Genomic DNA, 14,380 nt, shown 5'->3' with positions numbered 1-14,380 from the left:
GCAAGAGAAATTGCGAATAGCATCGCAATTTAATCAATTTGCCCTAATTTAATCTCAGCATTATCACGCAAATTATTGATCAGGGATTCAAACATAGTATTGCTAATCTGATACTGCTCCATCATCATTGCCTGTTTAATCTGCTCTTCCGAAATAGAGCCTGGAATGACTTTATCTAATTGAATCAGAACAGCATTACCAACTCCATCATACGCTAACCCATATACAGGTTTACCGTCTTTAGGGTGAGGCAGCGTAAATAATACATCAGTAACCGGACTGGTTTTGCGTGCCATTACCGTTGGTTCACCAAACTGAATTCCTGCCGTTTTCAGTGCTTGATCGCCCTTGCCTGCTTTTAATGCTGTAAGCAGGTTTTCACTATCAACCTGTAACTGTTTTTCAGCTTTCTGACGTTTAACCAACTCAGTCACCTCAGTTTTGGCTTCTTCAAATGGCAAAATAGATTCAGGTTTAACCTCATCAACGCGAATGATAAAGGCCCTGTCACCATCAACAGAGATCACGTCAGAATTGGTTCCTGAAGGGCTTTTATCATCAACCAAATTACCAAAGAAAATCGCCTGAACGACCTGACTGAAATTGATATCTGCCGGAACGTGGTCTCTATCAAACCAGTCTGTAGTGACTGCTTTATAACCTGCCGCCTGCTCTGCCGCTGCTAAAGACTCATTATCATTGGCTGCAGCTTCACTCACTTTTCTCTGTAATGCATAAAATGCATCAATCGCTTTTTCCTGCTTAACCGTTTTCTCTATGGTTGAGCGCTCATCAGCAAGTGGCTTCACTACCTGAGGCTTAATATCATCCAGACGGAAAACTGCATAACCATTAGACAATTTTATAACAGCAGAAAGTTGCCCTTTCTCTGTTAAATGAGCTGATTTGATTTCGTCAGGTGAGGAGCTATCTTCCATCCAACCAAGATCCCCTCCTTGTTTAGCAGAATATTTATCTGTTGATTTTTCTTCTGCTAATTTGCTGAAATTAGCTCCTTTTTTCAATTCATCCAGAGCCGATTTTGCGTCAGCTTCAGATGCCAGCTGGATAAGGCTGTATTTCTTTCTTTCTGGCTGCGTATATTTTGACAGATTGTTTTTATAGTACTTTTCAATATCAGCGTCAGTCACGGTAACATTTTTCAGTTCATCCGCAGCATCCATCTTGATGTAGCTGATTTTGACTTTCTCAGGAACAGTAAAATGCTTACTGTTCATATTGTAGTAATTTTTCAGCTCTTGATTTGTCACAGACTGCTGTGCTTCGATTGATTTCAGTTCAAGAGTTGCCAGACGAGCCGTTCTTTCCTGTAGCGATAACTCAGCAAGCTGCTTAATTTCTGCTGGTAAAGCAATTTCGGTACTCATTAATATTGTACGCAGCTGGCGGGAAATCAGATCCTGCCGAATCTGCTCCGCATAATTATCCGGATTCAGGCCGGCGTTTGTGAGCACCTGTAAATATTTTTCGTTATCAAATTTACCGTCAGTCTGGAAATAACTCTGCTTACGGATTTCTTCCTTTACCTGTTCGTCACTAGCTGATAATCCCAGCTTATTTGCATATTGTTCAAGTAAAACGGTATTGATAATACTGTCCAGTGACTGGCGTTTCAAAGCTCTCACTTCCTGCTCATTACTTAGCAGGGCAGAGAATTGATCTCCCAGCCTTTCTTGTAGTGACATTTTATCTTGTTGAAATACCTGTTCTAACTGAGCACGACTAATGGTTTGACCATTCACTTTGGCAGCATAATTACCGCCTTCACTTGACAGGTAGCCTGTTAAACCCGTCACCAAAAAGGTCAGGATAATTAGAGCCAACACGATTTTAAGCACTGGGCCATTTGCCGCTGTGCGTAGGTTGTCCATCATAAAGACGTAAAACTCCGCTTTAGTGAAAAAGAAACTGCCATATTACGCTAATTCGAACGCTAAGAGAAAAAAAGCGCATCAATCAAGTGACGCGCTTATATTTTAACCTATCGATTCCAGCCAGTCAGTTTAATCTGCACGGTACTTACAAATGACAGCTTTGTTTGACGACATTTTGAACCCATAGGGTATAACTTTAATGGTAAATAAGGTGGCTATGTAACAATTACCCGTTAACAGCATCTTTTAAGCCTTTTCCGGCACGGAAAGCAGGTACATTTGCTGCTGCGATTTTGATTTCTTTGCCTGTCTGAGGGTTACGTCCTATGCGAGCGGCCCGCTCACGTACAGTAAATGTCCCAAACCCTACTAAAACGACATCATCACCGCCTTTCAATGCTCCAGAAACTGAAGAAATGAATGCATCTACTACACGCCCGGCTGCTGCTTTAGAGATATTCACATCAGCAGCAATTTTGTCGATCAGTTGTGACTTATTCACGCTTATCATCCCCATTTAGTTTTACTATCGTAACAAACGCCTATTTATAACGGCTAACACGACAGTCTTGCCGTTATATCAATCAATTCCAGTATTAGCAAGAAATCATAGAACAGCAAAATATTTAATCAGATCTTTAGATTAAGATAACTTAATGAGACAAAAAAGGCTGGCAAGCCTGAATTAGCTTACCAGCCTTATTTTCATACATGGTCTTGATTCAGCTCACTATTTTTGTACTACTTTAGTGATGCCACCTCTGCACCAAATGCAGGCTCCTGCAAAGCAATAGTCAAAACATCTTCTATACGCTTAACAGGGTGGATTTCCAAATCCTGAATCACGTTCTGAGGAATTTCTTCCAGATCGCGTTTATTCTCATCAGGGATAATAACCGTTTTAATTCCACCACGATGAGCTGCCAGCAATTTTTCTTTCAAACCACCAATAGGCAGAACAAGCCCACGCAGAGTAATTTCACCAGTCATCGCCACATTAGCATTAACCGGATTACCAGTCAGGCAGGAAACCAACGCCGTACACATTGCGATACCTGCACTCGGGCCATCTTTAGGTGTTGCGCCCTCAGGCACATGAACGTGAATATCGCGCTTTTCGTGGAAATCAGAACTGATGCCCAGCTTATCCGCGCGAGCCCGGACTACAGTCAATGCAGCCTGAATGGATTCCTGCATGACTTCTCCCAATGAACCGGTGTAAGTCAATTTGCCTTTACCCGGAACACTGGCTGTTTCGACGGTCAGTAGATCGCCACCAACTTCAGTCCATGCAAGCCCTGTTACCTGACCAACACGGTTTTCGGTGTCAGCACGACCATAATCCACTTTCTGAACACCCAGATAATTTTTCAGGTTTTCAGCATTGATCTCGATATGCTTAAGCGCTTTATCCATCAACAATGCTTTAACCGCCTTACGACACAGTTTGGAAATTTCACGTTCCAGACTACGCACACCGGCTTCACGGGTGTAATAACGGATAATGCCGAGAATCGCACCATCATCGATGGTCAGTTCACTTTTTTTCAATGCATTGCGTTCAATCTGTTTAGGTAACAGATGGCGCTTGGCAATATTCAATTTTTCGTCTTCGGTATAACCTGACAAGCGGATCACTTCCATACGATCCAGCAAAGGTGCCGGAATATTCATGGAATTGGATGTCGCCACAAACATCACATCAGACAGATCATAATCCACTTCAAGATAATGATCGTTAAATGTCACGTTCTGTTCAGGATCAAGAACCTCCAGCAAAGCCGATGCTGGATCACCGCGCATGTCAGACGACATTTTGTCAATTTCATCTAACAGGAACAGTGGGTTTTTAACCCCGATTTTAGACATTTTCTGGATTAACTTACCCGGCATTGATCCGATGTAAGTACGACGATGACCACGTATTTCTGCTTCATCACGTACTCCACCCAGTGCCATGCGGACGTATTTACGGCCAGTTGCACGAGCAATGGAACGCCCCAGTGAGGTTTTACCCACACCCGGAGGCCCAACCAGACAAAGTATTGGTCCCTTGATTTTACTGACTCGACTTTGTACTGCCAGATACTCAAGGATACGCTCTTTGACTCGTTCCAGACCGTAGTGATCGGTATCCAGTATTTCCTGAGCTTTTACCAAATCTTTTTTCACTTTGCTGCGTGCGTTCCATGGAACCTGCACCATCCAGTCAATGTAGCTGCGCACAACCGTCGCTTCCGCTGACATTGGGGACATCATTTTTAATTTTTGCAGCTCAGCTTCTGCTTTTTCCCGTGCCTCTTTAGGCATCTTGGCATTTTCGATCTTACGTTTCAGCGTCTCATATTCGTCAGGCGCATCATCCATCTCACCTAATTCTTTCTGAATCGCCTTCATTTGCTCATTCAGGTAGTATTCGCGCTGGCTTTTTTCCATCTGTTTTTTAACGCGATTACGAATTCGTTTTTCTACCTGTAGCAGATCGATTTCTGATTCCATCATTGCAATCAGATATTCAATGCGCTCAACAACATCAGACATTTCTAAAACAGCCTGTTTGTCATTGATTTTTAATGGCATATGAGCAGCAATGGTATCAGCCAGTTTTGCGGCATCCTCAATACTGTGTAGTGATGTCAGCACTTCCGGCGGGATTTTTTTATTCAGTTTGATATAGCCTTCAAACTGATTAATCGCGGTTCTTACCAGAACTTCCTGCTCGCGCTCATCAACGATCGGGGAGTCCTGATATTCAACCTGCGCATAAAAGTATTCACCGTTATCTGTCAGTGTCGTAATACGGGCACGCTGCAAGCCTTCAACCAGAACCTTCACTGTGCCATCTGGTAATTTCAGCATCTGTAGAACAGAAGCCACTGTACCTACGGAGAATAGATCATTGACTCCCGGTTCATCAGTGGATGCTTCTTTCTGCGCTACCAACATGACCTGTTTGTCATGATCCATTGCTGCTTCCAGACAATGAATCGACTTCTCTCGCCCAACAAACAGAGGGATCACCATATGTGGGTAAACCACTACATCGCGCAAAGGCAATACAGGGATTTCTATGCGTTCGGAACGCTCAGGATTCATAGAGCTCTCTCTTCGTTTAGCTTTCGCCAGTTTTTAGGAATCTCGTGAAACACGGTTTTCACGAGTTTCACTTCAAAGAATATAAAATATATGGGGACAGGAATCCGACATTCAATAGCCTGAGTCTGCAAAAAGCAAAATGAGGGAGAATCCCTCATTTTATTTTTTCAATGCGAATTGATGGCCGGTACTTCTTACCCTATTTTCATCACTCACCAGAAACTTGAGCATCCGGTTTGCTATATATCAATAATGGTGCGGATTTATCTTCAACAACCGTCTCATCAACGACAACTTTTTCTACATGTTCCATTGATGGGAGATCGTACATTGTGTCCAATAAAACACCTTCCACAATTGAGCGAAGACCACGAGCACCCGTTTTACGCACCATTGCTTTTTTAGCAATCGCTGTCAGAGCTTCTTTTCTGAACTCCAGCTCAACGCCTTCCAGATTAAATAAAGCCTGATACTGTTTTGTCAACGCGTTTTTTGGCTCTTGCAGAATCTGGATTAAAGCTTCTTCATTAAGTTCACCCAGCGTTGCCACAACCGGCAGACGGCCAATGAACTCAGGAATCAAGCCGAATTTGATTAAATCTTCCGGTTCAACCTGAGCAAGCAAGTCACCTTCAGTTGCTTTCTCTGATTCACCTTTAACTGTAGCACTAAAACCTATTCCGGAGCTGACATTCAAACGCTGGCTAACAACCTTGCTCAACCCGGCAAATGCGCCGCCACAGATGAACAGAATTTTAGATGTATCAACCTGAAGGAACTCTTGCTGTGGATGCTTACGACCACCCTGAGGAGGAACAGCTGCTACTGTGCCTTCAATCAATTTCAACAGTGCCTGCTGAACGCCTTCACCTGACACATCACGTGTTATTGAAGGATTATCAGATTTGCGGGAGATTTTATCTATTTCATCAATATAAACGATACCACGCTGCGCTTTTTGTACATCGTAGTCACATTTTTGCAAAAGCTTTTGAATAATGTTTTCTACGTCTTCCCCAACATAACCTGCTTCAGTCAGGGTCGTAGCATCAGCCATGGTAAATGGTACATCTAAATAACGGGCAAGTGTTTCTGCCAGCAAAGTTTTACCGCTACCGGTTGGCCCGATTAGCAGAATGTTACTTTTGCCTAATTCCACACCGTTATTAGTATCCCCATTACGCAGGCGCTTATAATGGTTATAAACGGCTACCGCTAGTACTTTTTTCGCCATTTCCTGACCGATGACATAATCATCCAGATGTTGGCGAATTTCATGAGGGGTAGGCAATGTACTACGCTCACGATGTGGTACTAGCTCTTTAATTTCTTCGCGAATGATATCATTACATAAATCGACACATTCATCGCAGATATACACTGACGGGCCAGCTATTAATTTCCGGACTTCATGTTGGCTTTTCCCGCAGAAAGAGCAATACAGCAGCTTTCCTGAACCGTCTTTGCGCTTATCTGTCATCAGTCAACCTCACTTTATGAGCTGTTATCCCAGTCTATCTGGCATAACAGAAAAAACGCTGTCATTACTCTGCATAATCAGGTGATTGTACAAAAATTCACCTTTAAATTATAGTGTTGGAGTAATAAATTAATTATCAATAAATTAGTTGCGCTGGGTGAATATGCTATCAACCAATCCGTATTCTACGGCTTCCCCGGCTGATAAGAAACGATCACGTTCTGTATCTTCGACTATCTTCTCAAGCGATTGCCCCGTATGTTTTGCCATCAACTCATTCATACGTGCTTTAACTTTGAGTATTTCCTGCGCATGGATTTCAATATCTGTTGCCTGCCCCTGAAACCCACCTAATGGCTGATGGATCATCACTCTGGAATTTGGCAAACAGAAACGTTTCCCTTTAGCACCAGCAGTTAACAGGAACGCACCCATTGAGCAGGCTTGCCCCATACAAATAGTACTCACATCTGGCTTAATAAATTGCATGGTGTCATAAATAGACATACCAGCTGTGATAACCCCACCCGGTGAGTTGATATATAAGTGAATGTCTTTTTCTGGGTTTTCTGCTTCCAGGAAGAGCATCTGAGCGACAATTAAGTTCGCCATATGGTCTTCTACCTGACCAGTCAGAAAAATAATTCGATCTTTTAATAAGCGGGAATAAATATCAAATGCACGTTCCCCACGTGCTGTCTGTTCAACCACCATCGGCACCAAAGACATGTTAGGTGCATATTGATCTTGCTTGCCACTGTATGACATTTCCGTCTCCTAATAGAACTCACGCTGGTGCCATTCATAACTGATTCTACTTGAGATAAGCGATGATGACCATGATCCAAAGTTAACTAACAGAGGGCTTCCCTCTATAAAAAGTAGTAAGCCATTACATAATAGTAAGAAAGGATATGAGGTTAAATCTGTTTTTTTCAAGGACAATAAAAAAAACCCGCAAGCTACGCCTGCGGGTTTGCATTACTGAGAGAAGAATTCATCATCTCAGGTAATCAATAAATGAAACTTATGCCATTTGATTCTGATTCATCAGATCATTAAAGCCAGTTTCTTTTTCAGAAACTTTTGCTTTGCTCAGAACCAATTCAACAGCTTGCTCTTCCAGAGCAACGTTGCGGATGTTGTTCATCATTTCTTTGTTTTTGCTGTAGTATTCAACGACTTCTTTTGGATCTTCATATGCAGAAGCCATTTCTTCGATCAGCGCATTAACACGCTCATCATCAACTTTCAGCTCATTGCTGCTGATAACTTCACCTAACAGCAGACCAACAACTACACGGCGTTTTGCCTGCTCTTCGAACAGCTCACGAGGCAGTTCCAGAGCCTGCGCTTCATTACCACCGAAACGCTGTGCCGCCTGACGACGCAGTACATCAACTTCGCCATCAATAGCTGCAGCAGGAACGTCGATTTCGTTAGCCTTAACCAGACCATCCAGAACCTGAGTTTTAATGCGGTTACGTACTGCATTTTTCAGTTCACGTTCCATGTTTTTACGAACTTCTGCACGCAGACCGTCAACTGTCGCTTCGGTAATACCAAAACGCTTGATAAACTCTTCAGTCAGTTCTGGCAGTTCACGCTGTTCAACTTTCTTCAGGTTAATTGCGAACTTAGCCGCTTTACCTTTCAGGTTTTCAGCATGATAATCTTCAGGGAAAGTCACATCGATAGTGAATTCGTCGCCCGCTTTGTGGCCAACAACACCTTCTTCGAAACCTGGGATCATGCGGCCTTGGCCCATTGCCAGAACGAAGTCTGTTGCTTTACCGCCTTCGAACTCTTCCCCGTCCACAGAGCCATTGAAATCGACAGTTACGCGATCTTCTGCAGCTGCTGCTTCATCGGTTTCTTTCCAGTCAGCCTGTTGTTTACGCAGAGTGTCCAGCATAGTGTCAACGTCTGCATCTTTCACTTCAACAACTGGTTTTTCAACTTCGATTTCTTCCAGACCTTTCAGTTCGATTTCTGGGTATACTTCGAATTCAACTGCGTAAATGAAGTCTTCACCATCTTTAAACTGTTCTGGTTTGTAGCTTGGTGCACCAGCCGGATTAATTTTATTCTCAATGATCGCATTGATGAAATTACGCTGCATCAGATCACCCAGTACATCCTGCAGGACAGAGGCGCCATAACGCTGCTGAACGATTTTCATAGGTACTTTACCTTTACGGAAACCGTCAATACGTACTTTTTTCGCTACATTAACCAGCTCACTGCTAACTGCTTTTTCAATGTCGGCAGCAGGAACGGTGATTGACACACGACGCCCTAGGCCTTGAGTTGTTTCAACAGAAACTTGCATCTTGTTACCTCAAAAAAATCATAGTGCTCGGTCAACTTCAGAATGGTACAACGCCTGATACGGGCAAATTGCAGCACTCTTCAAGAACCGGGGTGGTCGCATTTAAAAAACCGAGAATCCCTGTGATCAGAAGCGCCCCGAAACTATTGTAAAAATTTAGACGCAGCATTATAGCGATGCAGACAGTATGAGTCGAGAATTGCTGGCAAAAGCGTGCAATATTCGTTGACTTATGTGATAAGCATTGCTCAATAACCACATCATGTCATTGGTTATTCGGTATGAATATCCCTATAAACTTCAAGATAGAGCGCGATGGCAAGAAAATTTCCTTGGTTACATAATGCATGATGTAACCGGGTGGGCATGCATAACCAGCAACGCTATAACTTAAAATGACGGGTATAAACAAAAATACAGCCCGAAGGCTGTAGTTTAACGTGAAAACCAAATTAATTAAAAAGTAAGTACAAGCTCTCTACTCTGTAAAATCATGAAGTCGTCGCCGTTCCTCCCCGGCATGCTGGCGAGTTCAGAACAGTATCTTCCAATTCCATCCACTCTTTTTCTGTATATGTGTGAAGTGCCAGAGCATGTACTCCTCCAGCCATTTCATTAACCAGGGTGCTGTATACTGAGCGATGACGGTTAAGCATCCTCTGATCAATAAATGCATTACTGATTACAATTATTTTAAAATGGCTTTCAGAACCGGCTGGTACATTATGACGATAACTTTCATCAATAACTTCCAGATGAGAAGGCTTAAATGCCGCCCGTAACTTTGTTTCTATTTCCTGACGAACCATCTCATTCTCCTTAGTCACCAAAGGTTATTAATCAACCATATATTGATTTTAGTTTATTTCCCGCGATTTATAGGATTCAAACATCTAATTATCTTAAACCAAATACATTTTGTTTATTTCCCTATATCTTTCAATTAGTAAGCATTAGGGATATGCCACTACCTATCGCAGTGTTATGATTGCAACGGTTTGTACTACCTGTATTACTATACCGGGTATCCGTATCCAGAATGAGACCATTTACATGCTAAAGAAAATACTTATTCCACTTACCGCACTGCTCTTTTTAGCCAATCTGACTGGCTGTGCAACTCCCAGCAATACACTCGCTATTCAGCCTAAAATCGCCCTGCCATCAGCAGACCCGACGATGAAAGCTATCACAATCAGTATTAGTGGGGTCGACCAGCGGCAATCTCAAGCCCTGGCTCAAGTAAACCGGGATGCAAAATTAGTCACGCTGCTACCTTCACGCGATTTACGCTTTTTACTGCAAGAAGCACTGGAAAAGCAAATGGTCGCTCGTGGTTATATGATTGGCTCTCCGGCTAATGCCAACTTGCAAGTTGTTGTCAATCAGCTTTATGCCAATGTTAAAGAAGGCAGTTTACGTCACGATATTTCAGCAAAAGCAGAAATTTCAGTGATTGTTTATGCTCAGGATGGCAGTAAACAAATCAAGAACTATCGCACCAGCTATAATGTTCAGGCTCCATTAAGTGCAACTAACGCAAAAATTGCTGATGCTGTTAATACTGTATTATCGGATGTTATCGCAGATATGGCCCAAGATTCGTCAATCAGCACCTTCATCAAACAAAACGTTCGCTAACAGAATATGAATATGCTTTCTGCCTGATTCTATTGAAGTGACTTTCGGTAGACTATAGGCAGAAAGTATTGGAGGGGCTTATGGCAAATCATGCTCTTAACTTATCAGCAATACGTAACTATCGCATTCTTCTTTTACTGGGTTTCGCATCAGGCCTTCCTCTTGCTCTTACAGCAGGAACATTACAGGCATGGATGACAGTGGAAGATGTTGATATTAAAACTATCGGCTTTTTCACTTTAGTTGGTCAGGCCTACGTCTTTAAATTTCTCTGGGCACCTGCCATGGATCGCTATTCTCCTTCATTTCTGGGACGGCGACGTGGATGGATGCTTGTTACCCAGCTTTTTCTTATTATCAGCATAGCAGGGATGGGATTTCTGAATCCCTCACAACATTTATGGTGGTTAGCCGCATTAGCAGTTGCTGTCGCCTTCTTTTCTGCTTCTCAAGATATTATTTTCGACGCCTATAAAACCGACCTGCTTCAACAGGAAGAGCGCGGTGCCGGAGCTGCGATTTCTGTATTGGGCTACAGGTTGGCAATGCTGGTTTCCGGCGGTTTAGCCCTATGGGTAACAACTTATATTGGCTGGAATAGTATGTACTGGCTTATGGCCGGTCTGATGCTGATTGGTGTTTATGCTACTCTTACGGCTAAAGAACCCCAAATAGATACAGCACCACCAAAAACGTTACATCAAGCCGTCGTAGAACCTTTATTTGATTTTTTTAGTCGAAATAATGCCTGGCTTATTCTTCTACTAATTGTTATGTATAAATTGGCTGATGCTTTCGCCCTCTCCCTCAGCACACCTTTTCTTATCCGAGGAGTTGGTTTTAATCCAGCCGAAGTTGGTATGATCAATAAAACCCTTGGGCTGGCCGCTACCATTATAGGAGCACTATATGGTGGTTATTTAATGCAAAAGTGGAGTCTGTTCCGTGCATTGATGATCTTCGGGATCCTGCAAACCATTTCAAATTTCGGTTATTGGATACTTGCCGTCACCCCCAAAGATATTTATGTCATGGGGGGTGCTATATTTCTGGAGAATATCTGTGGTGGTATGGGCACAGCAGCATTTGTTGCCCTACTCATGACACTTTGCAATAAGTCTTTTTCAGCGACACAATTTGCTCTTCTTTCAGCGTTGGCCGCGGTAGGACGAGTGTATGTTGGCCCGGTTGCAGGCTGGTTTGCTGAGGCTCATGGCTGGCCAATGTTTTATCTGTTTTCCATTGTGCTTGGATTTCCGGGCCTGGCTCTACTGCTGGTTTGTCGTAGTACACTAGCTTATACCCAAAAAACGGATAGTTTTATTCCCCGGACACTATTCAGCCGCTATTATCGGCTGGCCTTCCTGACGATGACTCTGGCTGCACTTATTTTTGTTGCCTGGCTGATTATAAATAGCCTGGTGTTTGTAATAACACATATTGTCACTTTGGTGCTTTTCATCTCTCCAAAATATATCGAGATTTTTAATAACATAAGTGACTTTATATACCCTATGTTGTCCTGGAGCGTTGTCATTGGTGTCATAGGATTACTGCTAGGTGGTATTCTGGACTACATCGCATTGAAAAAAAGCAAATTTGCTTAAAATTCTCACCGCTACAACAAAAGGCTGACAAAGTTCAGTCTTTTGTTGCTCTTATTTAGTGATTATTATCACAATAATAGTAAAAAACTAAAATTATGTGACCCAAGAAACATCTTTTCTAGAGGGGGAACATTTATATTTGTACTAATAAATATTATTATTCTCACGTTCACATTTATTTTGTTTCGAACTATCCAAAATATCTTTATTTATCTAAAGCCATATAAAGGGAATTTATGAAAAGACATATTTTGACACTCACAGCAGTTGCTGCCGCCTTGGTTTCTGCTTCAGCCAGCGCGGAATACCAGTGGGGGTTTGCCAATGTCAGCATGAACTACCTTGACTGGAGCAAACACACAACACACAAAACCGGGCAGTCTTCTCACAAAGATGATTTCGCTTATATGGAACTAGAAGGTGGAGCAGGCTTCAGCTGGGGAGAGCTGTATGGTTTCTTTGATTTAGAAAATCCATTTAACAGCAAGACTGCACAACCCGGTGATAATCTACGCTACGCTTTCAAAACAACAGGTCGTTATTATCTGGGAGAGACAGGTTTCAATCTTTACGGACATGTTTACGGAAGCTACTCTCTTCCCGGAAATGGCGGAAACTTCCATGAAGTCAATACACTCTATGGATTAGGTTATAATACAACCTTCGCAGGTCTGTGGTTCAAACCGTTCGTCGCTTTAAATTATACCGACAACAAATTCTACTCAGGAAACAACGGTTATGTTGTAGGCTGGGTTGCCGGATACGATTTCAACCTGTGGGAACAAAAATTCAGCGTCACAAACTGGAATGAAATTGAATTAAACCGCAATAAGCGTTACGGCAACGGTGGCCCTGACGGAGTCAACGGCGCAGTAGGGTTATGGTGGAATCCACACCATTCTTTTACTGCCGGAATTCAATACCGTTATGCTGACAATAAATTAGGGGAAGATTTCCTTCAGGATGGTATTGTTTACAGTGTAAAATATAACTTCTGATAATTAGTTTAACTGGTGAACAGTTCAAAACTGTTCACCAAGATTAAAAGTCATGATTTATTTACTGAAACTTTGTCTGTTTAAAAACGTTACCTGTAATTTTCATTAAGAAAACTTTATTTAAAAATAGATAGTTATATAAAAAATATTGCCTATTTTGATTTATTGGATACAATAACCACCCGAAGTTAACTTTTTGTTAAATCTCATATTGCATGTGATCCCTCTAGCATAAAAAGCCTACAAGCCATCCTGCTTCTATTACAATTGTTTACACTCCGGTAACCTTACCGTAGAATGCCCGCACTGATGAAACGACAATAAAGCTTTTGTTATCTGGGGTCGCTCTAATGAGACTTATGAAATACAAAAAAACTATTGGGTTATCGTCACTACTCGCAGCCACTTTAATGCTAAGTGGTTGTGATATGGTATTGATGAATCCCAAAGGGGCGATCGGCGTTGAGCAAAAAACGCTGATACTGACAGCGTTTGGCCTGATGCTGATCGTTGTTATCCCGGCTATCGTAATGGCAATCGTCTTTGCTTTACGTTACCGGGAAGCCAACAAATCTGCAACCTATCGTCCAAACTGGGCACACTCAAATAAAATTGAGCTTGTTGTCTGGACCGTGCCTATCCTGATTATCATCGTATTGGCCACGATTACATGGAAAACGACTCATGAGCTCGATCCATATAAGCCACTGGACAGTGATGTGAAGCCGGTAACGATTGAAGTTATTTCCCTCGACTGGAAATGGCTGTTTATCTATCCGGAGCAGGGTATTGCAACCGTAAATGAAATTGTATTCCCTAAAGATGTGCCAATTAACTTCAAAATCACCTCTGACTCTGTGATGAACTCTTTCTTCATTCCACAGTTAGGCGGTCAGATTTATGCAATGGCAGGTATGCAGACAAAACTGCACTTGATTGCTAACTCAGCAGGCAAATACGATGGCTTCTCAGCCAGTTACAGTGGACATGGCTTCTCTGGCATGAAATTCACCGCAACTGCAACTGAAGATCGTGCTGGTTTTGAAGAGTGGGTACAAAAAGTTAAAGCGTCACCTAAAACTCTGGACACAGTGCAGGCATTCAATGCATTGGCAAAACCTAGCCAGAACAACCCAGTTGAATACTTCTCAAGCGTGAAACCAAAACTGTTCCAGGAAACTATCGCCAAGTTTATGGGTGATATGGGTCATGGTGGTATGTTTGGTATGTCTCACGGCAAAACAGGCCATGACAAAGCAGAACATGGTGAAGCTGCGGGTCATAATATGAATATGAGTCAACCGGCTCATGCAGGTGTTGAGGAATAAAGA

The 14,380-nt window shown here is 42.4% G+C and carries 11 protein-coding genes; 4 read left to right on the top strand and 7 right to left on the bottom strand.

What is annotated here, in order from left to right; translation table 11 throughout:
* Positions 1–29: 29 nt before the first annotated feature.
* The 7 genes from ppiD to bolA form a co-directional block, all read right to left on the bottom strand.
* Entirely contained in the window at positions 30–1,895 is a 1,866-nt protein-coding gene (gene ppiD, locus AACX38_RS03365) for a peptidylprolyl isomerase (protein ID WP_228863539.1), read from the bottom strand.
* 226 nt (positions 1,896–2,121) lie between these two features.
* Positions 2,122–2,397 (bottom strand): nucleoid-associated protein HU-beta, encoded by a 276-nt coding sequence (hupB, locus tag AACX38_RS03360; protein ID WP_153043670.1) that lies wholly within the window; start codon positions 2,395–2,397, stop codon positions 2,122–2,124.
* Positions 2,398–2,636: 239 nt separating this feature from the next.
* Positions 2,637–4,991 carry an endopeptidase La gene (gene lon, locus AACX38_RS03355; RefSeq protein WP_228863538.1) on the bottom strand — a complete coding sequence of 785 codons (2,355 nt, stop codon included), beginning with the start codon at positions 4,989–4,991 and terminating at the stop codon, positions 2,637–2,639.
* A 208-nt stretch (positions 4,992–5,199) separates the two neighbouring features.
* Positions 5,200–6,471, bottom strand: coding sequence for an ATP-dependent protease ATP-binding subunit ClpX (clpX, locus tag AACX38_RS03350; protein ID WP_099111560.1), 1,272 nt, complete (start codon positions 6,469–6,471; stop codon positions 5,200–5,202).
* Between the two features lie 144 nt (positions 6,472–6,615).
* On the bottom strand, positions 6,616–7,239 hold the full coding sequence (clpP, locus tag AACX38_RS03345; protein ID WP_086955403.1) for an ATP-dependent Clp endopeptidase proteolytic subunit ClpP: 624 nt from the start codon (positions 7,237–7,239) through the stop codon (positions 6,616–6,618).
* Between the two features lie 259 nt (positions 7,240–7,498).
* Positions 7,499–8,803 carry a trigger factor gene (tig, locus tag AACX38_RS03340; RefSeq protein WP_228863537.1) on the bottom strand — a complete coding sequence of 435 codons (1,305 nt, stop codon included), beginning with the start codon at positions 8,801–8,803 and terminating at the stop codon, positions 7,499–7,501.
* Between the two features lie 491 nt (positions 8,804–9,294).
* Positions 9,295–9,612: a transcriptional regulator BolA gene (gene bolA / locus AACX38_RS03335; protein ID WP_099122213.1), complete on the bottom strand. Its 318-nt coding sequence runs from the start codon at positions 9,610–9,612 to the stop codon at positions 9,295–9,297.
* Positions 9,613–9,856: 244 nt separating this feature from the next.
* Here bolA and AACX38_RS03330 point away from each other — a divergent pair, with 244 nt between their 5' ends.
* The 4 genes from AACX38_RS03330 to cyoA all read left to right on the top strand — a co-directional run bounded on the left by AACX38_RS03330 (position 9,857) and on the right by cyoA (position 14,377).
* Complete coding sequence (locus tag AACX38_RS03330; RefSeq protein WP_099122266.1) at positions 9,857–10,444, top strand: lipoprotein; 588 nt, start codon at positions 9,857–9,859, stop codon at positions 10,442–10,444.
* Positions 10,445–10,524: 80 nt separating this feature from the next.
* Entirely contained in the window at positions 10,525–12,051 is a 1,527-nt protein-coding gene (gene ampG, locus AACX38_RS03325; RefSeq protein WP_228863536.1) for a muropeptide MFS transporter AmpG, read from the top strand.
* Positions 12,052–12,287: 236 nt separating this feature from the next.
* Entirely contained in the window at positions 12,288–13,049 is a 762-nt protein-coding gene (locus tag AACX38_RS03320; protein ID WP_228863535.1) for a nucleoside-specific channel-forming Tsx family protein, read from the top strand.
* A 350-nt stretch (positions 13,050–13,399) separates the two neighbouring features.
* Positions 13,400–14,377, top strand: coding sequence for a cytochrome o ubiquinol oxidase subunit II (gene cyoA, locus AACX38_RS03315; protein WP_099111555.1), 978 nt, complete (start codon positions 13,400–13,402; stop codon positions 14,375–14,377).
* The last annotated feature ends 3 nt before the right edge of the window (positions 14,378–14,380 follow it).

The organism is Xenorhabdus sp. PB30.3, from assembly GCF_963895965.1.
In the GTDB taxonomy this organism is placed as follows: domain Bacteria; phylum Pseudomonadota; class Gammaproteobacteria; order Enterobacterales; family Enterobacteriaceae; genus Xenorhabdus; species Xenorhabdus stockiae.
This window is presented reverse-complemented; position numbering and strand designations above follow the sequence as displayed.

Bases quoted from the DNA above. Each gene is read 5' to 3' on its own strand.
- ppiD (WP_228863539.1), bottom strand. From the start codon at position 1,895: ATGATGGACAACCTACGCACAGCGGCAAATGGCCCAGTGCTTAAAATC.
- lon (WP_228863538.1), bottom strand. From the start codon at position 4,991: ATGAATCCTGAGCGTTCCGAACGCATAGAAATCCCTGTATTGCCTTTG.
- clpX (WP_099111560.1), bottom strand. From the start codon at position 6,471: ATGACAGATAAGCGCAAAGACGGTTCAGGAAAGCTGCTGTATTGCTCT.
- clpP (WP_086955403.1), bottom strand. From the start codon at position 7,239: ATGTCATACAGTGGCAAGCAAGATCAATATGCACCTAACATGTCTTTG.
- tig (WP_228863537.1), bottom strand. From the start codon at position 8,803: ATGCAAGTTTCTGTTGAAACAACTCAAGGCCTAGGGCGTCGTGTGTCA.
- bolA (WP_099122213.1), bottom strand. From the start codon at position 9,612: ATGGTTCGTCAGGAAATAGAAACAAAGTTACGGGCGGCATTTAAGCCT.
- AACX38_RS03330 (WP_099122266.1), top strand. From the start codon at position 9,857: ATGCTAAAGAAAATACTTATTCCACTTACCGCACTGCTCTTTTTAGCC.
- ampG (WP_228863536.1), top strand. From the start codon at position 10,525: ATGGCAAATCATGCTCTTAACTTATCAGCAATACGTAACTATCGCATT.
- AACX38_RS03320 (WP_228863535.1), top strand. From the start codon at position 12,288: ATGAAAAGACATATTTTGACACTCACAGCAGTTGCTGCCGCCTTGGTT.
- cyoA (WP_099111555.1), top strand. From the start codon at position 13,400: ATGAGACTTATGAAATACAAAAAAACTATTGGGTTATCGTCACTACTC.